The 18,333-nt window shown below is 63.1% G+C and carries 20 protein-coding genes; 11 read left to right on the forward strand and 9 right to left on the reverse strand.

Annotated features, from left to right (window positions below; translation table 11 throughout):
* Nucleotides 1–178 precede the first annotated feature (178 nt).
* From mnmE to hemJ, 3 genes are all read right to left on the reverse strand, one after another.
* Nucleotides 179–1,537: a tRNA uridine-5-carboxymethylaminomethyl(34) synthesis GTPase MnmE gene (gene mnmE, locus IVA98_RS09655; protein WP_247294887.1), complete on the reverse strand. Its 1,359-nt coding sequence runs from the start codon at nucleotides 1,535–1,537 to the stop codon at nucleotides 179–181.
* A 311-nt stretch (nucleotides 1,538–1,848) separates the two neighbouring features.
* Nucleotides 1,849–3,114, reverse strand: coding sequence for a transcription termination factor Rho (gene rho / locus IVA98_RS09660; RefSeq protein WP_247276610.1), 1,266 nt, complete (start codon nucleotides 3,112–3,114; stop codon nucleotides 1,849–1,851).
* Nucleotides 3,115–3,357: 243 nt separating this feature from the next.
* Entirely contained in the window at nucleotides 3,358–3,792 is a 435-nt protein-coding gene (gene hemJ / locus IVA98_RS09665; protein WP_247294889.1) for a protoporphyrinogen oxidase HemJ, read from the reverse strand.
* Between the two features lie 458 nt (nucleotides 3,793–4,250).
* Here hemJ and IVA98_RS09670 point away from each other — a divergent pair, with 458 nt between their 5' ends.
* The 4 genes from IVA98_RS09670 to dnaQ are packed head-to-tail and all read left to right on the forward strand — an operon-like array spanning nucleotide 4,251 to nucleotide 7,081.
* Nucleotides 4,251–5,090, forward strand: coding sequence for a pyruvate, water dikinase regulatory protein (locus tag IVA98_RS09670; RefSeq protein WP_247294891.1), 840 nt, complete (start codon nucleotides 4,251–4,253; stop codon nucleotides 5,088–5,090).
* Nucleotides 5,091–5,098: 8 nt separating this feature from the next.
* On the forward strand, nucleotides 5,099–5,707 hold the full coding sequence (locus IVA98_RS09675) for a Maf family protein (RefSeq protein WP_247294893.1): 609 nt from the start codon (nucleotides 5,099–5,101) through the stop codon (nucleotides 5,705–5,707).
* Between the two features lie 22 nt (nucleotides 5,708–5,729).
* Nucleotides 5,730–6,329: a dephospho-CoA kinase gene (gene coaE, locus IVA98_RS09680; RefSeq protein WP_247295054.1), complete on the forward strand. Its 600-nt coding sequence runs from the start codon at nucleotides 5,730–5,732 to the stop codon at nucleotides 6,327–6,329.
* Nucleotides 6,330–6,358: 29 nt separating this feature from the next.
* Complete coding sequence (gene dnaQ / locus IVA98_RS09685) at nucleotides 6,359–7,081, forward strand: DNA polymerase III subunit epsilon (RefSeq protein WP_247354797.1); 723 nt, start codon at nucleotides 6,359–6,361, stop codon at nucleotides 7,079–7,081.
* On the opposite strand, the gene secB is transcribed toward dnaQ, so the two are convergent.
* On the reverse strand, nucleotides 7,072–7,557 hold the full coding sequence (gene secB / locus IVA98_RS09690) for a protein-export chaperone SecB (RefSeq protein WP_247294899.1): 486 nt from the start codon (nucleotides 7,555–7,557) through the stop codon (nucleotides 7,072–7,074). The two genes, dnaQ and secB, sit on opposite strands and share 10 nt — an antisense overlap.
* A gap of 401 nt (nucleotides 7,558–7,958) precedes the next feature.
* Between secB and IVA98_RS09695 the strand changes: the two genes are divergently transcribed.
* Genes IVA98_RS09695 through IVA98_RS09705 form a run of 3 tightly spaced genes read left to right on the forward strand, consistent with a single transcriptional unit; the run spans nucleotide 7,959 to nucleotide 10,760 of the window.
* Nucleotides 7,959–8,654 (forward strand): Tim44/TimA family putative adaptor protein, encoded by a 696-nt coding sequence (locus IVA98_RS09695; protein WP_247294902.1) that lies wholly within the window; start codon nucleotides 7,959–7,961, stop codon nucleotides 8,652–8,654.
* On the forward strand, nucleotides 8,632–10,173 hold the full coding sequence (gene mltA / locus IVA98_RS09700) for a murein transglycosylase A (RefSeq protein WP_247294903.1): 1,542 nt from the start codon (nucleotides 8,632–8,634) through the stop codon (nucleotides 10,171–10,173). Before IVA98_RS09695 ends, mltA begins: the two co-directional genes overlap by 23 nt.
* Nucleotides 10,170–10,760, forward strand: coding sequence for a Smr/MutS family protein (locus IVA98_RS09705; protein WP_247294905.1), 591 nt, complete (start codon nucleotides 10,170–10,172; stop codon nucleotides 10,758–10,760). Before mltA ends, IVA98_RS09705 begins: the two co-directional genes overlap by 4 nt.
* Before the next feature lie 37 nt (nucleotides 10,761–10,797).
* Here the strand turns inward: IVA98_RS09705 and IVA98_RS09710 are convergent, their stop codons facing one another.
* The 5 genes from IVA98_RS09710 to hslV all read right to left on the reverse strand — a co-directional run bounded on the left by IVA98_RS09710 (nucleotide 10,798) and on the right by hslV (nucleotide 15,503).
* A complete protein-coding gene (locus IVA98_RS09710; protein WP_247294907.1) occupies nucleotides 10,798–11,922 on the reverse strand; it encodes a hypothetical protein in 1,125 nt (374 codons plus the stop codon).
* Between the two features lie 199 nt (nucleotides 11,923–12,121).
* Nucleotides 12,122–13,426, reverse strand: coding sequence for an ATP-dependent protease ATPase subunit HslU (gene hslU / locus IVA98_RS09715; RefSeq protein ID WP_247294909.1), 1,305 nt, complete (start codon nucleotides 13,424–13,426; stop codon nucleotides 12,122–12,124).
* A gap of 53 nt (nucleotides 13,427–13,479) precedes the next feature.
* Nucleotides 13,480–14,097 (reverse strand): DUF2585 family protein, encoded by a 618-nt coding sequence (locus IVA98_RS09720; protein ID WP_247354799.1) that lies wholly within the window; start codon nucleotides 14,095–14,097, stop codon nucleotides 13,480–13,482.
* Complete coding sequence (locus tag IVA98_RS09725) at nucleotides 14,094–14,579, reverse strand: GNAT family N-acetyltransferase (RefSeq protein ID WP_247294913.1); 486 nt, start codon at nucleotides 14,577–14,579, stop codon at nucleotides 14,094–14,096. Before IVA98_RS09725 ends, IVA98_RS09720 begins: the two co-directional genes overlap by 4 nt.
* Before the next feature lie 363 nt (nucleotides 14,580–14,942).
* Entirely contained in the window at nucleotides 14,943–15,503 is a 561-nt protein-coding gene (hslV, locus tag IVA98_RS09730) for an ATP-dependent protease subunit HslV (RefSeq protein ID WP_247294916.1), read from the reverse strand.
* Nucleotides 15,504–15,763: 260 nt separating this feature from the next.
* Between hslV and hisB the strand changes: the two genes are divergently transcribed.
* The 4 genes from hisB (at nucleotide 15,764) to hisA (ending at nucleotide 18,326) form a co-directional block, all read left to right on the forward strand.
* On the forward strand, nucleotides 15,764–16,357 hold the full coding sequence (gene hisB / locus IVA98_RS09735; RefSeq protein ID WP_091882569.1) for an imidazoleglycerol-phosphate dehydratase HisB: 594 nt from the start codon (nucleotides 15,764–15,766) through the stop codon (nucleotides 16,355–16,357).
* Between the two features lie 63 nt (nucleotides 16,358–16,420).
* On the forward strand, nucleotides 16,421–16,951 hold the full coding sequence (locus IVA98_RS09740) for a DUF2628 domain-containing protein (RefSeq protein ID WP_247276594.1): 531 nt from the start codon (nucleotides 16,421–16,423) through the stop codon (nucleotides 16,949–16,951).
* The gene (gene hisH / locus IVA98_RS09745) at nucleotides 16,948–17,598 is read left to right on the forward strand and encodes an imidazole glycerol phosphate synthase subunit HisH (RefSeq protein ID WP_247276593.1); all 651 of its coding nucleotides are present in this window, start codon (nucleotides 16,948–16,950) and stop codon (nucleotides 17,596–17,598) included. The genes IVA98_RS09740 and hisH overlap by 4 nt, the downstream gene beginning before the upstream one ends.
* Complete coding sequence (hisA, locus tag IVA98_RS09750; RefSeq protein WP_247295056.1) at nucleotides 17,595–18,326, forward strand: 1-(5-phosphoribosyl)-5-[(5-phosphoribosylamino)methylideneamino]imidazole-4-carboxamide isomerase; 732 nt, start codon at nucleotides 17,595–17,597, stop codon at nucleotides 18,324–18,326. Before hisH ends, hisA begins: the two co-directional genes overlap by 4 nt.
* The last annotated feature ends 7 nt before the right edge of the window (nucleotides 18,327–18,333 follow it).

The following is an 18,333-nucleotide window of genomic DNA, read 5'->3' on the forward strand; positions in this document are numbered from 1 at the left end:
AAGATATCGCCGCGACGCGATCCCAGAATCTTTCGTGGGCAGTCTGGATTATCGTGCAGTGATGCTCGTAAGGGCGGCCGGCGCCCCAACCGTTTCACGAGGCAAAGGAACCACAGCATTTGTTCACGTGAAACGCAAAGAGTGGAACAAAGGCTAGTTCTACAATGAAGAACTAATCCTACTTTCCGATGCAAAATTTCTGGAAAATGGCGCCGAGCACGTCTTCCACGTCCACCCGGCCGAGCAGCCGGCCCAAGGCATAGGCCGCGCCACGCAATTCTTCGGCGGCGAGCTCTTCGCCCTCTTCTACAAGCTCCAAACTCCGGCGCAAGCTGTCTGCCGCTTGGCGCAACAGCTCGCGTTGGCGTGCCCGAGTCACCAATGCACCCTCGCTGCTCCCGAAGAATTCAGAGGCGAATTGCACGAGAGCATCGACCAGCTGAGGGATGCCATCGCCCTGGCTCGCGGAGATCGCGAAGTCGCCGTGCCCCCCCGCTTCCCCGCCCCCACCGAGATCGACCTTGTTGCGCACGATCCAGATCGAGCCGCCAGGCGGACCATTCCCGCCGCCGGCCTTCCGCAGCAACCGCGTCGCGTCCGGATCGATGGTCTGCGATCCCTCCACCAGCCACAGCACGAGATCCGCGTCTTCGGCCCTGGCCCGTGCCCGGCGCACGCCCTCTTGCTCGACAGGATCGTCGGTCTCGCGAATGCCGGCGGTGTCGATCAGCGTGACGGGGTAGCCGTCGAGGTCGAGCTGCACCTCGATCACATCGCGTGTGGTGCCGGCGTACGGCGAGACGATCGCAACCTCGCGGCGTGCGAGCTGATTGATCAGCGTCGACTTGCCGACATTCGGCTCGCCTGCGATCGCGACCACCAGGCCATCGCGCAGCCGTTCAGCTTGGCCCTGTGCCGCAATGACTCCTGCAATTTCGCCATGCAGCGCTCCGATCGCCTTGACGGCGGGCGCCAGAAGCTCGGCAGGCACGTCGCCCTCATCCGAGAAATCGATGCCGGCTTCGATCAAGGCCGAAGCTTCGATGATACGTTCGCGCCAATCGCGTGCACGATTGCCGAGCAGGCCCTGCAACTGGCGCAGCGCTTGACGCCGCTGGCGCTCGGTATCGGCGTGGATGAGATCGTCGAGGCCCTCGGCCTCGGTGAGGTCGAGCTTGCCGTTCTCGAATGCACGCCGCGTGAACTCGCCGGGCTCGGCCGCTCGCGTGTTCGGGATTGCAGAAATTGCAGCGAGGAGCGCCGAGAGCACAGCGCGGCCGCCATGGACGTGGAATTCGGCGACGTCCTCGCCGGTCGCACTTGCCGGCCCCGGAAACCAGAGCACGACCGCATCATCGATCGGCTGGCCCGTGGCGTCACGGAGCAACCTGCGGCTGGCGTGCCTCGGCGCCGGCAGTTCACCGGCCAACGTCGTCAGCGCCAAGCCAGCCCGTGGCCCGGAGACGCGCACCACCGCAATCGCGCTTGGCGGACGGCCGGACGACAGCGCAAAGATGGTCTGGTCTTGCGGATGCATGGCCTATTTGTCCGGCTGCCGGAGAAAAGGCAAACCTCCATTTCGGACGCCAGGTGGCATGATTTTGCTGCGCCACATCCCGCAGCGGAAAGATGATATTGCGGTGCAGCATTAGTACAGCATTTTTGCTGCAGAACGCAGCCGCTCAACTCGGCAGGCTCACCGAATTCAAAACATTATCGTCCTATATCAATGACTTAACTAAAATCGGGCTATGTAACAAGCCGCTTGCTATGCTGCAGGTTCACTGCAGCATAGCTGCACAAGAAGGGCGCCCCGAGGGCGCCCTCCAACTTTCCGTTGCACTGCACTCAGGTGTTCATCGAGTCGAAGAACTCCGAATTGCTCTTGGTTGAGCGCAGCTTGTCGAGCAGGAAGTCGATCGCGTCCATGGTGCCCATCGGGTTCAGGATGCGGCGGAGCACGTACATCTTCTTGAGCACCTGCGGATCGGTGATGAGCTCCTCCTTGCGGGTGCCGGAGCGCGAGATGTCGATCGCCGGGAAGGTGCGCTTGTCCGAGACCTTGCGGTCCAGGATCAGCTCCGAGTTGCCGGTGCCCTTGAACTCTTCGAAGATGACTTCGTCCATGCGGCTGCCGGTATCGACCAGCGCCGTCGCGATGATGGTCAGCGAGCCGCCCTCCTCGATGTTGCGGGCCGCGCCGAAGAAGCGCTTCGGGCGCTGCAGCGCGTTGGCGTCGACACCGCCGGTCAGCACCTTGCCGGATGACGGCACCACGGTGTTGTAGGCACGACCCAAGCGCGTGATCGAATCGAGCAGGATCACGACGTCGCGGCCATGCTCGACCAGGCGCTTGGCCTTCTCGATCACCATCTCGGCGACCTGGACGTGGCGCACCGCAGGCTCGTCGAACGTCGAGGACACCACCTCGCCCTTCACCGAACGCTGCATATCCGTGACTTCTTCCGGGCGCTCGTCGATCAGGAGCACGATCAGATAGCATTCGGGATGATTGTGCGTGATCGAATGCGCGATGTTCTGCATCAGCACGGTTTTGCCGGTGCGCGGCGGCGCGACGATCAAGGCGCGCTGGCCCTTGCCGATGGGCGCGACGATGTCGATCACGCGTGCGGAGAGATCCTTTCGCGTGGGATCGTCGATCTCCATGCGGAAGCGCTGATTCGGAAACAGCGGCGTGAGGTTGTCGAAATTGACCTTGTGCTTGGCCTTCTCCGGATCCTCGAAATTGAGCGTGTTGACCTTCAGCAGCGCGAAATAGCGCTCGCCCTCCTTCGGGCTGCGGATATGGCCTTCGAGGGTGTCGCCGGTGCGTAAGCCGAACCGGCGGATCTGCGAGGGCGAAACGTAGATGTCGTCCGGACCCGGCAGATAATTCGCATCGGGCGAGCGGAGGAAGCCGAAGCCGTCGGACAGCACCTCGACGACGCCCTCGCCGACGATGTCGGTCTCGGCCAGCGAAAGCTGCTTGAGGATAGCGAACAACAGCTCCTGCTTGCGCATGGTGCTGGCATTCTCGACCCCGTTCTCTTCCGCGAACGAGACCAGCTCGGCCGGGGTTTTCGACTTGAGGTCCTGAAGTTTAATTTCCCGCATTGGGATGGTCCTGTGGGGTAACCTTGGAAGGGGTGCGAGGAGGCTGAAATGCGGACGTGAGAAGGTAAGGTCCGCAGGTCTGGCAAGGAGAGTGCCGGTGAGGCTTCAAACCTGATGCGGTGTCCGGCCTCTGGAAAGCTCAGACACAACCACATCCGCCTGCGTTGGGTGGGATACGGATAATATAGAAAATCGCTTCCTGCTCCGCAAGCCGAAGCGCCGAGGGATTCGTCGCGCGCGTGCCTAGAACGGCTTCACGATCACCATGATCACGATGAAAATCATCAGGACTGTCGGCACCTCATTGATAATCCGATAGAATTTCTGGGTCCGCGGGCGCCGGTCGCGGGCGAAATCCCTCAGCCAGCGGGAAAAAAAGCCGTGGACCGCGGACATTGCCAGGACCAGTGCCAGTTTTACGTGCAGCCAGCCGGAGGTGAACCAATGGCCGGACCAGGCGAGATAAAGCCCGGCCAGCCAAGTGACCATCATGGCGGGGTTGATGATCGCCTTGAGTAGCCGGCGCTCCATTGTCTTGAACGTTTCGGACTGCTTCGAGCCGATTTCGGTCTCCGAATGGTAGACGAACAGCCGTGGCAGATAGAGCATGCCGGCCATCCAGGCGATGACGGCGATCACGTGCAGCGCCTTGATCCAGAGATAGAGGTCTTCAAACATGTGCCGCCCCGGATTCCTGCCGAGCATTCCAAACGCTGGGGATAGTAAGAACTCGTTAAGGTCTTACCCTGCACACTTATCCGTCCGTAGCGCCTTCCTCAAATCTAGAATCTTAGATTCTTAAGGTTTGAGTCTATGTGACCGTGGATTGGACTCACACAATTCCGTCCGCGGCTTCACGCGCGCTTGTTCACATCCATCAACATATCCTGCGCTAGTCTGGCCTGTCGGAATAATTGACCCGCGCTCAGGGGCTTGCGCCCGCCTGTCGGCAGCTTATCAAGAGGGTTGTTCGCGCAATCCCGTTGCCGTCGCGGAGGACCGGCAAACTTGTCCTGACGGGCAGCGGTGTGAAGAAAATTGGCCGTTGTCCCGCCCCTGCTGTCGCGCAACCCTTTCCGAGGGGTTAAGCTCCACAGAAATCCACAAATCACACCGCCTCCATACAAAGGGTTTTTGTGCCGACCTCGAACAATTATTTCCATCTGCACCTCGTCTCCGACTCCACGGGTGAGACGCTGATCACCGTGGCCCGCGCGGTCGCGGCCCAATACGCCAACGTGACGCCGGTCGAGCACGTCTATCCGCTGGTGCGCAGCCAAAAGCAGCTCGATCGCGTGCTCGATGAGATCGAGGAGGCGCCGGGCATCGTGCTGTTCACGCTGCTGGAGAAGGATCTGGTCTCCAGGCTCGAGAACAAGTGCAAGGCGATCAACGTCCCGAGCCTGTCGATCATCGGCCCGGTGATGCAACTGTTCGAAGCCTATCTCGGCGCCGCGACCACGGGTCGCGTTGGCGCCCAGCACGTGCTCAATGCGGAATATTTCAAGCGCATCGACGCGCTGAACTACACCATGATCCACGACGATGGGCAGCATGTCGAAGGCCTCGACGAGGCCGACGTGGTGCTGGTGGGTGTGTCCCGCACTTCGAAGACGCCGACGTCGATCTATCTCGCTAATCGCGGCATCCGCACCGCCAATGTGCCGCTGGTTCCGGGCATTCCGGTGCCCTCGCAATTGGAAACCCTGACGCGGCCGCTGGTGGTGAGCCTGCATGCGACGCCGGAACGCCTGATTCAGGTGCGCCAGAACCGCCTGCTCTCCATGGGCGCCAATTCCGGCAGTGACACCTATACCGACAAGCAAGCGGTCGCCGAGGAGGTCGCATTCGCACGCAAGCTCAGCGCCAAGCATGACTGGCCACTGCTGGATGTCACAAGGCGCTCGATCGAGGAAACCGCCGCGGCGATCATGAAGCTCTACACCGATCGCCAACGCAACCGGCCTTCGGAATAGTTGTCGCCATGGGTCTGTGGCGCGGCACATCTCCGCTGATCCTGGCCTCGCAGAGCAGCGCGCGGAAAATGCTGTTGGCGAATGCTGGACTCGAATTCGTGGCCGTCACGGCTGATATCGACGAGCGCGGCATCCAGGCGGCCTCGAAACTCTCAAATCCGCGCGAGATCGCCCTGCTGCTGGCGCGTGAGAAAGCCAAGGTGGTCTCGGCTCATCATCCCGGAAGCTATGTGATAGGCGCCGACCAGACGCTGGCCCTTGGCGAGCACCTCTTCAACAAGCCAGCTGGCCGTCCCCAGGCGATGGCGCAATTGTGCGATCTCTCCGGCAACAGCCACGAGCTGAATTCGGCGGTGGCGGTGGCGCATGACGGAAGGATTGTTTTCGAGGATGTTTCCGTGGCCCGTATGACGATGCGGCAAATGACGGAAGCGGAGCTTACGGCCTATCTCGACGCCGCCGGCGCTGCCGTGACCACCAGCGTCGGCGCCTACCAGCTCGAGGGTCTCGGCATCCATCTGTTCGAGCGCATCGAGGGCGACCATTCCACCATTCTCGGCCTGCCGCTGCTGCCGCTGCTTGCGTTCCTGCGCCGCGAGAGGCTAGTTGCGGTGTAAACGACAGACAGGCTGGGCGCTGATGCGGATCCTGGGATTGACCGGCTCGATCGGGATGGGCAAATCCACCACCGCGAAATTGTTCGCGGAGGCTGGTGTTCCCGTCTACGACGCCGATGCCGCAGTTCATCATTTGTATGAGGGCGAAGCGGCTCCCGCGATCGAGGCTGCCTTCCCCGGCACGACCATCAACGGCAAGGTCGACCGGTCCAAACTGTCCGCGCGCGTGGTGCACGATCCCGCCGCGATCAAGCAGCTCGAGCAGATCGTCCATCCGATGCTCGGCGCCTCCCGGCAAAAATTCTTTGCCGATGCGGAAGCGGCCAAGGTCCCCGTCGTGGTCCTGGACATTCCCCTCCTGTTCGAGACCGGTGGCGAGAAACGGGTCGACGCCGTGGTCGTGGTCTCGACCTCACCGGAACTTCAGCGCGAGCGGGTGCTGGCGCGGGGAACGATGGACGAAGCAAAACTCGATGCCATCATCGCCAAGCAGATGCCCGACGCCGAAAAGCGCAAGCGCGCCGATTTCGTAGTGGATACGTCACACGGACTTGAGCCGGTGCGGGCGCAAATCAAGCACATCCTGGCCGAGGTCGTTAAGATGCCGCAGCGGCGAGCCTGATTCGCCGGTTTTACACGGCCATCTCGATCATGCGCGAAATCGTTCTCGATACCGAAACCACCGGCCTCGATCCGCTCCGCGGCGATCGGCTGGTCGAAATCGGCTGTGTCGAGATCTTCAACCGCATGCCGACCGGACAGACCTTCCACCGCTACATGAATCCTGAAAGGGACATGCCGGCCGAGGCCTTTGCAGTGCACGGGCTGTCGGCCGAATTTCTGGCGATCAAGCCGCTATTCCACGAGATCGTCGACGAGTTTCTGGAATTCATCGGCGATGCGCCGCTGGTGATTCACAACGCCTCGTTCGACATCAGCTTCATCAACGCCGAGCTTGACCGGATCAAGCGCGCAGCGATCCCGCGCGAGCGGCTGGTCGACACGCTGCTGCTGGCACGGCGCAAGCATCCCGGCGTGTCCAACCGGCTCGACGATCTCTGCTCGCGTTACGCGATCGACAATTCACACCGCACCAAGCACGGTGCGTTGCTCGATGCCGAGCTTCTGGCCGAGGTCTATGTTGACCTGGTCGGGGCGCGGCAGTCGCAGTTGCTGCTGGCCTCGGAAACCGAGGAAATTCGCGTCAGTGCAAGTGGCGAAGCGCCGCGGCGGCAGCGCCTGGTGCCGCTCGCGCCGCGGGTTTCTGCTGCCGAGCGCGAGGCCCATCGCACCTTCATCGCAACGCTCGGCGACAAGGCGATCTGGAACGAGTACCTGCCCGCACCAGCTGCCGTGGCGGCCGGTCAGGCCTGACCGGCTTGGCCCTGAGCGGCCATCTGCCGCTCCATGTTCTGACGATAGAGGCCGACGAAGTCGACCGGATCCAGCATCAGCGGCGGGAACCCGCCGTCGCGGACCGCGGTCGCGATGATCTCGCGGGCGAACGGGAACAGCAGACGCGGGCACTCGATCATGACCAGCGGATGCAAATTCTCCTTCGGCACATTGGCGATCCGGAACACGCCGGCATAGGCGAGCTCGAACGAGAACATCACCTTGCTCGCAGTCTCGGCCTTACCCTCGACCGACAACGTCACCTCGAACTCATGTTCGCTGAGATTGTTGGCGCTGACATTGATCTGGATGTTGATCTGGGGGGGCTGGCTCTGCTGCTGGAGCGAGCTCGGCGCGTTCGGATTTTCGAACGAGAGGTCCTTGGTATATTGCGCCAGCACGTTGAGCTGGGGAGCCTGGGCCGCCTCGGGAGGGGTGCCGTTACCGTTGGTCATGAAAGTCTCTCCTTACCCGATTTGGGCTGAATTTCGCGGCGGTTGGCTAACATAGGGCCGCCTCATTCCACAAGGACGAACGACCCCAGGCGAGGCATCGGAGTCGCGCCCGCAACTGTGACGTTCACCCCGGTCTTTTGCGCGAAATTGCGCCCTAAACGATTGAAGAAGCGCGATTTCCGGGCAGGATCGGGTTTCCCCTTGAGCATAAAACGCGCTACACTCGGCACTGTGCCAAAAGGCGCCATTGGCCGGGCAAGATTTCGTGCCTACATCCCGGGGACCAGACGCGCGGACCTGAAATGGTGATGTAGACTTGCCGTTCCCCTATGGAACGGTCTACTGGCCGGAACGATTTTCCCGGCAAGGACCCTCGGAAAAGACCAGAAAGCGAATACGACGTGGACATCTACACCATCATCTTCCTGGCGCTGGCGGTCTTCATCTTTCTGCGGCTGCGCAGTGTGCTGGGGCAGCGCACCGGCAGCGAACGGCCGCCGTTCGACCGCAACGCGCTCCAGGGTGCCCAGGACAAGAACGTCGTGACCATGCCGGGCAAGGTGATCGACCAGGCCCCGCTGGCGCCGACGACCGAGCCGACTCCGCCCACCGACCGCTGGAAGGGCCTGGCCGAGCCGGGCACCCCGCTCGCGCAGGGTCTCGACGCCATCGTCGACAAGGATTCCACCTTCGACCCGCGCCATTTCATCTCGGGTGCCCGTGGCGCCTATGAGATGATCGTGCTGGCCTTCGCCAATGGCGACCGCCGCGCGCTGCGCAATTTGTTGTCGCCGGAAGTCTATGAGAGCTTCGACGCCGCGATCAAGGAGCGCGAGAAGAACGAGCAGAAGACCGAGACGCGTTTCGTCTCGATCGACAAGGCCGAGCTCGTCGGCGCCGAGCTGCGCGACCGCACCGCCCAGCTCACCGTGCGCTTCGTCTCGCAGATGATCTCGGTCACCCGCGACAAGGCCGGCAATATCGTCGACGGCAGCGCCGACACGGTCGCCGACATCACCGACATCTGGACTTTCGCCCGCGACACCTCCTCTCGCGATCCGAACTGGAAGCTGGTTGGTACCGGAAGCGCGAATTAAGATCTTCTTGAAGACCAGCGCGACGGCGCTTTGCGCAGGTGTCGTCGTGCTGTCGTCGTTTTCGCTCGGCGCCGAGGCGGCGCGGCGCCACTACCGCAGTCACCACCGTCATCTTCCAACATTGCCTGCCGCTCCGCCGCGCGCCTTGCCCTATCCGCAGCTTTCGCTGCCGTTCGAGATTCCCGGCGCGCAATATCTGCCGCTGGCCTGGGCGGACGTGAAGGGCTGGAGCGACGATAATCATCTCGCCGCCTACAAGACCTTCCGCGCGAGCTGCCGTTCGATCAACACGCAGACCGGCGCGTCCGAGCCGAAAGCCGAAGCCAAAGCACTCGGCGCTTCGCTGGGCGAGCCCTGCCGGGTCGCCAAATCGCTCGAACTCACCGACGACGCCAGAGCCAAGACCTTCTTCGAGGAGAATTTTGCGCCGCTGCGCATCTCCCGTCTCGGTGAGCCCGACGGCTTCGTCACCGGCTATTACGAGCCCGTGCTCGAGGGATCGCGCAGCCAAACCGATGTTTACAACGTTCCGGTCTATCGCCGGCCCTCCAACCTGTTCGTGCGTGGCTACAAGCAGGACTCGGTCAGCCTGCCCAACAAGGGCCCGGTCTATCGCAAGATCGGTCGCCGCAAGCTGGTGCCCTATTACGACCGCGGCGAGATCGAGGACGGCAAGATCGCCGGCCGCGGGCTGGAGATCGCCTGGCTCAAGGACCCGACCGATCTCTTGTTCGCACAGATCCAGGGTTCGGCACGGATCAAGTTCGACGACGGCGGCACGGTCCGGCTCAATTACGACGCCTATAACGGCTATCCTTACACGGCGGTAGGTCGCATCCTGATCGAGCGCGGCATCATTCCGAAGGAGGAGATGTCGATGCAGAAGATCAGGGAATGGATGGCGCAGAATCCGGATGGGGCCAAGGAATTGCGCCGCCAGAACCGCGCCTACATCTTCTTCCGCGAGGTCAATCTCTCCGACAAGGAGGAGGCGGTGGGCGCGCAAGGGATTCCGCTGACGGCCGGCCGCTCGATCGCGGTCGACAAATCGCTGCACGTCTACGGCACGCCGTTCTTCATCGAGGGCGAGCTGCCGATCGAGTCCGAACGCGCCAAGACGCCGTTCCACCGGCTGATGATCGCCCAGGACACCGGCTCGGCCATCATTGGACCTGCGCGCGCCGACCTTTATTTTGGCGCGGGCGCGGATGCCGGCCGCGTCTCCGGGCGGTTGCGCCATCCCATGCATTTCGTGATGCTGGTGCCGAAGAGCCTCGATCCCAGTGTGCGCGGCGCGCGATTGCCGGTGCCGGATCCGCGGCCGTCGGAAAAGATCGCAAAGCTGTTTCCGCAGACCGATCCGGCGAAGCCCGCCTCTCCTGCTGCAGCGGCGACGGTCGGTAAAAACGAAACGGTCGCCACTGCCGGTTCCGTCCCGCTACCGGTGCCGCGTCCGGCGATCGAGCCCGTTCGCGAACCGCAGCGGCCGGTGAAGAATCGCTCGCATCGGCAGCAATGAAGCGATCCTCCCGTCCGCCCGTGCTGGAGCCCCGCCCCGTGCCGCGCCGCCGCGCCCTGAGCGAGGAGGAGCGCGAGCTGTGGGACACGGTTGCAAAGCAGGTGAAGCCGCTGAAGAAGCTTCGGGTGTCGAAGGCGCCGGCGGCGCCGCGCGCTGAATCCTCGCTTGCCGCCCAGGGGGCCAGACCTGCATCACCGTCAAGGCCGGTCGCGGCTGCGCCGGAGCCGCGCCTAGCAAAACCGTCCGTGCCGCCCTTGGCGCCGCTCGGCAAGCGCGAGCGCGCAAAGCTGTCGCGCGGACGACGCGAGATCGAGGCGCGGCTCGACCTGCATGGCATGACCCAGACGCGTGCCCATCGTGCGCTGACCGGCTTCCTGCACCGCGCCCATCACGACGGCCTGACCTTTGTCCTGGTCATCACCGGCAAGGGCCGCAGCGGCGGCGAAAGTGGCGTGCTCCGCCGCCAGGTCCCGGAATGGCTGAGCCTGCCGGAATTCCGTGCCTTCGTCGTCGGCTTCGAGGAGGCCCATATCGGCCACGGCGGCGAAGGTGCGCTGTATGTACGAATTCGGCGGGCAAGGCACTAAACCTCTCCCGCTCGCAGTGGGAGCGGGAGCGCAGCTTCTAAAACGGCCGGATGATTCCGACGCGCGGGATCAGCGTGATGATCAAACCGAAGATGTTGGTGTTGCGATCCTCCGCCTGAATCGGCGGCGCCTTCCGTGCGGCGGGCAGCATCTTCACCGCATGCAGGATCAGGAACATGCAGACCGCCCAGTTCGAGATCCAGCGCGAATAGTCGAACACCATTGCGAACATCACGAGATAAGCGAGGCTGACGCCGATCAGCGCCGCGATCACGAGACGGCGATGCGTTTCGCTGGCGAGCGCGTCGATCAGATTCGCAAAGAAGCGCCATAACGGCGTGTGCAGCCAGATCAAAAGCGCGAAGACCGGCACGCCGAGGATGTTGTGTGGCAGCCGGCCCCAGGTATCGGCAACCTCCTTCGCCAGCGGCTGATACCAGATGTAGCTGAATTGCAGCAGGTCGGTGCGGGATGGATCGGCCATCCGGCTCTTGAGATAGGCGACGAATTCCGCCTCCGGGATCGGCATCGTTCCCAGAAATTGCGCCGCGAAGAACAATGCGGAGACGATCGCGAAAGCGGCGACACCGAACGCGACGTTGGTGCGATGGCAGCCGCAAGCCAGGTAATGTCTGATCACGACGATGGTGATGATCGTCGGCACATACATCAAGAGATGGATGTGGTGGATCAGGACGAGCATGATCGAGAACAGCGCAGCCGTCGCCACGAACAGCAATGAGCCCGCCGGCATCAGCAGCAGGACGGTCGCCAGCGCACAGCCATAGATGTCGAAATGGCCGAGCGTGTGCATGAAGTTCTTGAGGAAGAACGGCGAGCCCGCGGTGAAGACGAACAACGGCAGCGTCTTCGCGGTGAAGCCGAACGTGTTCTGGAACAGTCTTGCGTAAAGGCCCAGCGTGACCAGCCACGTCGCGCCGCCGAGCGCGAACACCAGCCATACCGGTACCTTCGCCGTGAACAGCGCGACGATCGCCCCGATCAGCGCGCGCTTGATGAAGCCGAAATGGTAGTCGACGAGAAGGTGGATATAGGGGACGTAAGGCGGAAGCTGGATCTTGTGGACGAACACGCCGACGAGGACGGCGGCGTTGATCGCGAGCAGCAGGCGCCAGGGGTTTTGCAGGACGCTAGCGCGCATATGGCACTCGAGGCGCGTCAATCTCCGCGGTCCTTCCGGACAAGCGCGCATAGCGAGCGCTGATCCCGGACCCATAACCACAGAAGGTCGTTTGAGCCGAGATCGGAGTCGCCATCTGTTTCAACAAACACCGCCGGGGGGTAATGGGTCCTGGCGTTCGCCAGGACGACAGCGGGATAGATAGCGGACCCCGACCGAATTACAAAATGAACCGGCTCAAATCCGCATTTTTGGCGAGGTCGCCGACGTGCTTCTGCACGTAATCGGCGTCGACCCGGACGGTCTCGCCATTGCGGTCGGGAGCGGTGAACGAGATCTCGTCCAGCACCCGCTCCATCACGGTCTGGAGCCGCCGCGCGCCAATGTTCTCGACGGTGGAATTGACGGCGACCGCGACGTCGGCCAGCGCATCGATCGCGCTGTCGGTGATGTCGAGCGCCACGCCTTCGGTCTGCATCAAGGCGACATATTGCTTGATCAGCGAGGCTTCGGGCTCGGTCAGGATCCGGCGCATGTCGTCGCGGGTCAGCGCCTGCAATTCGACGCGGATCGGCAACCGGCCCTGCAACTCCGGCAACAGGTCGGACGGCTTTGCGACATGGAAGGCGCCGGAGGCGATGAACAGGATGTGGTCGGTCTTGACCGCGCCGTGCTTGGTCGAGACCGAGGTGCCCTCGATCAGCGGCAAGAGATCGCGCTGCACGCCCTCGCGCGAGACGTCGCCGCCGACGCGGCCGTCGCGCGCGCAGATCTTGTCGATCTCGTCCAGGAACACGATGCCGTTGTTCTCGACTGCGCTGATCGCCTCCAGCGTGAGCTGCTCGGTGTCCAAGAGCTTGTCGGATTCCTCGTTGACGAGGATTTCATGCGAGCCCTCCACCGTCAGCCGTCGCGTCTTGCTGCGGCCGCCCAGCTTGCCAAAGATGTCGCCGATCGAGATCGCGCCCATCTGCGCGCCCGGCATGCCGGGGATCTCGAACATAGGCATGCCGCCGCCGGACGACTGCGTCTCGATCTCGATTTCCTTATCATTGAGCTCGCCCGCACGCAGCTTCTTGCGGAACGATTCCCGCGTCGCGGAAGAGGCATTAGCGCCGACCAGCGCATCGAGCACACGCTCCTCGGCAGCGAGCTGCGCCCGCGCATGCACGTCCTTGCGCTTGCGCTCGCGCACCTGGACAATCGCGACCTCGACGAGATCGCGCACGATCTGCTCGACGTCGCGGCCGACATAGCCGACTTCGGTGAACTTGGTCGCTTCCACCTTCAGGAACGGCGCATTCGCGAGCTTGGCGAGCCGCCGCGCGATTTCCGTCTTGCCGACGCCAGTGGGGCCGATCATCAGGATGTTTTTCGGCAGCACCTCCTCGCGCAGGGAGCCTTCGAGCTGCTGCCGCCGCCAGCGGTTGCGCAGCGCGATCGAGACGGCGCGCTTGGCATCGGCCTGGCCGACGATGAAACGGTCGAGTTCAGAAACGATTTCGCGGGGAGAGAAGTCTGTCATGGCACCTTAGCTAGGGTCAGATTCAGGCCGGGACAAGCCGCTTTTTTCGGCCATCAGATGATCGGCGGGCCGGATTGCCATTGCTTCACGGCCTCGATCGGATGGATCAGCATCAGGATATTCAGCGTCAGATTGTCGCGAATGTGGAGCGCCAGCATGATCTCGAAGGCGAGCCCGATCGCCACCGTTGCCGGGACCGGCAGCAGGCGTGCGGCGAGGAAGCCCAGCACCATGAACAGCGTGTCAGAGACCGAATTGACGATGCTGTCGCCGTAATAGTCCAGCGAAATCGTACCAGCACGGTAGCGTTCGATGAAGAATGGCGAGTTCTCGACGATCTCCCAGGCGCCTTCGATCAGCATGGCGATGATCAGCCGTGCCGGCCATGACAAAGGCAGCGAGGGCAGTCGCGCGAACAGCAGCCAGGTCAGGCCGTAGAACAGGAAGCCGTGCAGGACGTGGGAGAAACTGTACCAGTCGGCGACCTGTTGCGAATTTTCCGAGCTGTTCACCACGCCATGCCACAACTTCACATAGCCGCAGGTGCAGATCGGCACGCGCCCCGCCGCGAACAGGATGGAGGCTTGCAACGCCAGCAGCAACAGCGCCATGCCGAGCCAGGCTTGCGGGGGTACGGCGAGCTTGCTCGGTTGCGTGTTCGCCAGCGTCACGGTTGGCGCACCATCAACAGCGCCGGTCCGTCCGGCGTCTCGACCAAGCGGTCGCGCACGAAGCCGGCCTTCGCATAGGCGCGTACCGCGCGTGCATTGAGCGGATCAGGATCGGTGACGATCCGCGGCCGACCGGCGCGCAGCTGCGCGTCGACGAATTGGCGAATGAAGGCCGAGCCATGGCCGCGCGCGATCATGTTGCTTTCGCCGATGAACTGGTCGATCCCACGCGTGCCCTCCGGTTGCGGCCCAAAGCCCGTATTCCAGGCCGTCAGCCGGTAACACTGAAGATAGCCGAAGGGCTTGTTGTCGGCCAAGACGATGAACTGGTCCATCGCCGGCTCGTCAAGATCGCCGCTGACCAGCTCAAGCTGCTCGTCCGGATCGCCCCACCATTCCCGCACATGCGCTTCGCCCAGCCACCGCCGGATCAGCGGCAGATCGGCCGTTGTCATCGGTCGAAAGGTGTAGGTGGGCCTCATCTAGTAGCCACGGGTGGGACTGCGCTCCCTCTCCCGCTTGCGCTACCAGATTCACACATCTCGAAAATAGAATCATCTTCAATGAGTGTAGCAAAAGCCAGGTTTTGGACGCTCACGCGCTGCAGAATCGAGACAAGTGACTCAAATGACTCACTTTTTGGGCTTAATCGGCGAATGGCTCCGACAGAGATGTGTCAATACGGTAGCCCGCTTGCGGGAGAGGGTCGGGGAGAGGGTGCTTCCGCAATGGGACAATCCCCCAGAGGAGAGAGCCCCCACCCGGCGCTTCGCGCCGACCTCCCCCGCAAGCGGGAGAGGTTGCACCGAGCATCCGGACAAGCCTTCGGACAAATGACGCTCCGCCTACCCGCTCGCGAGGCTCTCGATCGTCACATTCCGGTTGGTGTAAACGCAGATGTCGGCGGCGATGTCGAGGGAGCGGCGGACGATGGTCTCGGCGTCCTTATCGGTATCGAGCAGGGCGCGCGCCGCCGCCAGCGCATAATTACCGCCGGAGCCGATCGCCATCACGCCGGCCTCAGGCTCGAGCACGTCGCCGGTGCCGGTCAGGACAAGGGAGACGTCCTTGTCGGCCACGATCATCATGGCCTCCAGCCGCCGCAGGTAACGGTCGGTGCGCCAGTCCTTGGCCAGCTCGACCGCGGCCCGGGTCAGCTGTCCCGGATATTGCTCCAGCTTGCTCTCCAGCCGCTCAAAAAGCGTGAAGGCGTCGGCGGTGGCGCCGGCAAAGCCGCCGATAACGTCGCCCTTGCCGAGCTTGCGGACCTTCTTGGCGTTGGACTTGATTACGGTCTGGCCGATCGAGACCTGGCCGTCGCCGCCAACCACCACCTTATCGCCCTTGCGGACCGTCAAAATCGTGGTGCCGTGCCAGCTAGGCGAGCTGTTCTGGAAATCCTGCATAAATGACCCTCGTTGTCCGCCTGATTTAGGCGGTCGGGGCCAAAGGGACAACCGGCGCACAACCGGCGCACAACGGCCGCTCCGGGCCTAATTCGCTCACCATAGGCAGAAGTAGAGGCCCGGCTAGCCGTTCCCGCAGTAGCGAAGGCGTCATTTGGCTGGTAAAAGACCGGCGTTTTCGGCCCCGAACAGCATGATTTTGAAAAGCGGACACCGCTTTTCCGACCGAGATCATGCCGAAATGACAGCGAAAGCCTTCAATGCGCACCGCGACGATCAAGCGCAAGACCAAGGAAACCGACATCGAGGTCACCGTGAACCTCGATGGCACCGGCGTGGCCAATATCGCGACCGGCATCGGCTTTTTCGACCACATGCTCGATCTCCTCGCCCGCCATTCCCGCATCGACCTCACGGTCAAGGCGGTAGGTGACCTGCACATTGATCACCACCATACCACCGAAGACACCGGCATTGCGCTCGGCCAGGCCGTCAAGCAGGCGCTCGGCAACATGGCGGGTATCACCCGCTATGCCGGCGTGCACATGCCCATGGACGAGACGCTGTCGCGCGTGGTCATCGACATCTCGGGCCGCCCGTTTCTGGTGTTCAAGGCCGACTTTCCCCGCGACAAGATCGGCGAGTTCGACACCGAGCTGGTGCGCGAGTGGTTCCAGGCCTTCGCCATCAACGCCGGCGTGACTCTCCACGTTGAGACCCTATATGGCGATAACAGCCACCATATCGCCGAGTCCTGCTTCAAGGGTCTGGCGCGGGCGCTGCGCACCGCTGTCGCGATCGATCCGAAGGCTGTGGGGGAGATCCCGTCCACCAAGGGCTCGCTCGGCGGCTGACATCTCCGGCCGGCGGCACGCGCCGCTTGCGGTATCACTGAATTTAGAGAACGGGGCATCACCATGCCTGTCTACACAGTTCATGCTCCCTCTCCTGCCGGAGCCGATTTGCGCGCGACCGACAAGTTCGTCTTCGTGCGCGACGGCTTCCACTTCTGGGCGATGATCTTCGGCCCGCTCTGGCTGCTGTGGAATCGGCTGTGGCTGGCGCTGATCGGCTGGGTGATCTTTGTGGCCGCGTTCAATGCGGGGCTGTCCAGCCTGGGTGTTGGACGCAGCTCGATCTTCTTCGCCAATATCATCGTCGCGCTGCTGATGGGCTTCGAGGCCTCGAGCCTGCGCCGCTGGACTCTCTCACGCGGCAAATGGCGGCAGCTCGACGTCGTGATTGCCGACAAGGAAGACACTGCCGAGCATCGCTTCTTCGAGCGCTGGAGCCAGAAGCAGCATGGCATCGTCAATGATCAATGGGCCGTCGATCGCGGCGGCCCGCCGCCGACCCGTAGCGTGCCGGGTCAGCAATTCTCGAACCCGCCGCCGTTGCCGGCGGGCGGCATCATTGGGTTGTTTCCAGAACCGGGAGGGTCAAGATGAGCGTCGCCATCATCGATTACGGTTCGGGCAATCTGCATTCCGCCGCCAAGGCCTTCGAACGTGCCGCGCGCAGCCTGGAGGACCCGCAAAAGGTATTCGTTACCAGCGATCCGGACCAGGCCTACAGCGCCGACCGTCTGGTGCTGCCGGGCGTCGGCGCTTTCGCCGATTGCCGGCGCGGACTTGACGCCGTCAACGGCATGGTCGAGGCCATCACCGAAGCGGTGCGCGTCAAGGCGCGGCCGTTCTTCGGCATCTGCGTCGGCATGCAATTGATGGCGAGCCGCGGCAAGGAGCACGTCACGACGGAGGGGCTGAATTGGATCGGCGGCGACGTCGAGAAGATCACGCCGCGCGACGAAAACCTGAAGATCCCGCACATGGGCTGGAACACGCTGGAGGTGCTGCGCGAGCATCCGGTGCTGAACAAGCTGCCGCTTGGCCCCAAGGGCCAGCACGCCTATTTCGTGCACTCCTATCACCTCAACCCCGCCAACGAGGCGGACGTGCTGGCGCGCGCCGATTATGGCGGGCCCGTCACCGCGATCGTCGCAAAGGACACCGCGATCGGCACGCAATTCCACCCCGAGAAGAGCCAGCGGTTCGGGCTGGCCCTGATCTCGAACTTTTTGCGATGGAAACCGTGATTCTCTTCCCCGCCATCGACCTCAAGAACGGCCAGTGCGTGCGTCTCGAGCAAGGCGACATGGCGCGCGCCACCGTGTTCAATCTCGATCCCGCGGCGCAGGCGCAGAGCTTTTCCGCGCAGGGCTTTGAGTATCTCCACGTTGTCGATCTCGACGGCGCCTTTGCCGGCAAGCCGGTCAATGCGCAGGCCGTCGAGGCGATGCTGAAGACGATCAACATTCCGGTACAGCTCGGCGGCGGCATTCGCGATCTCGCGACCGTCGAAGCCTGGCTCGGCAAGGGCATCGCCCGCGTCATCATCGGCACCGCCGCGGTGCGCGACCCTGAATTGGTGAAGGCGGCGGCGAAGCAATTCCCCGGCCGAATCGCGGTCGGGTTAGACGCGCGCGACGGCAAGGTCGCTGTCGAAGGCTGGGCCGAGACCTCGCAGGTCACAGTGCTGGAGATCGCGCAGCGGTTCGAGGACGCCGGCGTTGCCGCCATCATCTTCACCGACATCGCGCGCGACGGTCTGCTCAAGGGCCTGAACCTGGACGCGACCATTGCGCTGGCGGACGCGATTTCGATTCCGGTGATCGCCTCCGGCGGCCTTGCTTCGATCGAGGACGTCAAGGCGATGCTGACGCCGCGCGCCAGGAAGCTCGCCGGCGCGATCGCCGGCCGCGCGCTCTATGATGGCCGGCTTGATCCCGCCGCCGCCCTCGCCCTGATCCGTAACGCGCGCTAGGAGGCAT

This window comes from Bradyrhizobium sp. 160 (genome assembly GCF_023073735.1).
Classification (GTDB): domain Bacteria; phylum Pseudomonadota; class Alphaproteobacteria; order Rhizobiales; family Xanthobacteraceae; genus Bradyrhizobium.

Bases quoted from the DNA above. Each gene is read 5' to 3' on its own strand.
- mnmE (WP_247294887.1), bottom strand. From the start codon at position 1,537: ATGCATCCGCAAGACCAGACCATCTTTGCGCTGTCGTCCGGCCGTCCG.
- rho (WP_247276610.1), bottom strand. From the start codon at position 3,114: ATGCGGGAAATTAAACTTCAGGACCTCAAGTCGAAAACCCCGGCCGAG.
- hemJ (WP_247294889.1), bottom strand. From the start codon at position 3,792: ATGTTTGAAGACCTCTATCTCTGGATCAAGGCGCTGCACGTGATCGCC.
- IVA98_RS09675 (WP_247294893.1), top strand. From the start codon at position 5,099: ATGGGTCTGTGGCGCGGCACATCTCCGCTGATCCTGGCCTCGCAGAGC.
- coaE (WP_247295054.1), top strand. From the start codon at position 5,730: ATGCGGATCCTGGGATTGACCGGCTCGATCGGGATGGGCAAATCCACC.
- dnaQ (WP_247354797.1), top strand. From the start codon at position 6,359: ATGCGCGAAATCGTTCTCGATACCGAAACCACCGGCCTCGATCCGCTC.
- secB (WP_247294899.1), bottom strand. From the start codon at position 7,557: ATGACCAACGGTAACGGCACCCCTCCCGAGGCGGCCCAGGCTCCCCAG.
- IVA98_RS09705 (WP_247294905.1), top strand. From the start codon at position 10,170: ATGAAGCGATCCTCCCGTCCGCCCGTGCTGGAGCCCCGCCCCGTGCCG.
- IVA98_RS09710 (WP_247294907.1), bottom strand. From the start codon at position 11,922: ATGCGCGCTAGCGTCCTGCAAAACCCCTGGCGCCTGCTGCTCGCGATC.
- hslU (WP_247294909.1), bottom strand. From the start codon at position 13,426: ATGACAGACTTCTCTCCCCGCGAAATCGTTTCTGAACTCGACCGTTTC.
- IVA98_RS09725 (WP_247294913.1), bottom strand. From the start codon at position 14,579: ATGAGGCCCACCTACACCTTTCGACCGATGACAACGGCCGATCTGCCG.
- hslV (WP_247294916.1), bottom strand. From the start codon at position 15,503: ATGCAGGATTTCCAGAACAGCTCGCCTAGCTGGCACGGCACCACGATT.
- hisB (WP_091882569.1), top strand. From the start codon at position 15,764: ATGCGCACCGCGACGATCAAGCGCAAGACCAAGGAAACCGACATCGAG.
- IVA98_RS09740 (WP_247276594.1), top strand. From the start codon at position 16,421: ATGCCTGTCTACACAGTTCATGCTCCCTCTCCTGCCGGAGCCGATTTG.
- hisH (WP_247276593.1), top strand. From the start codon at position 16,948: ATGAGCGTCGCCATCATCGATTACGGTTCGGGCAATCTGCATTCCGCC.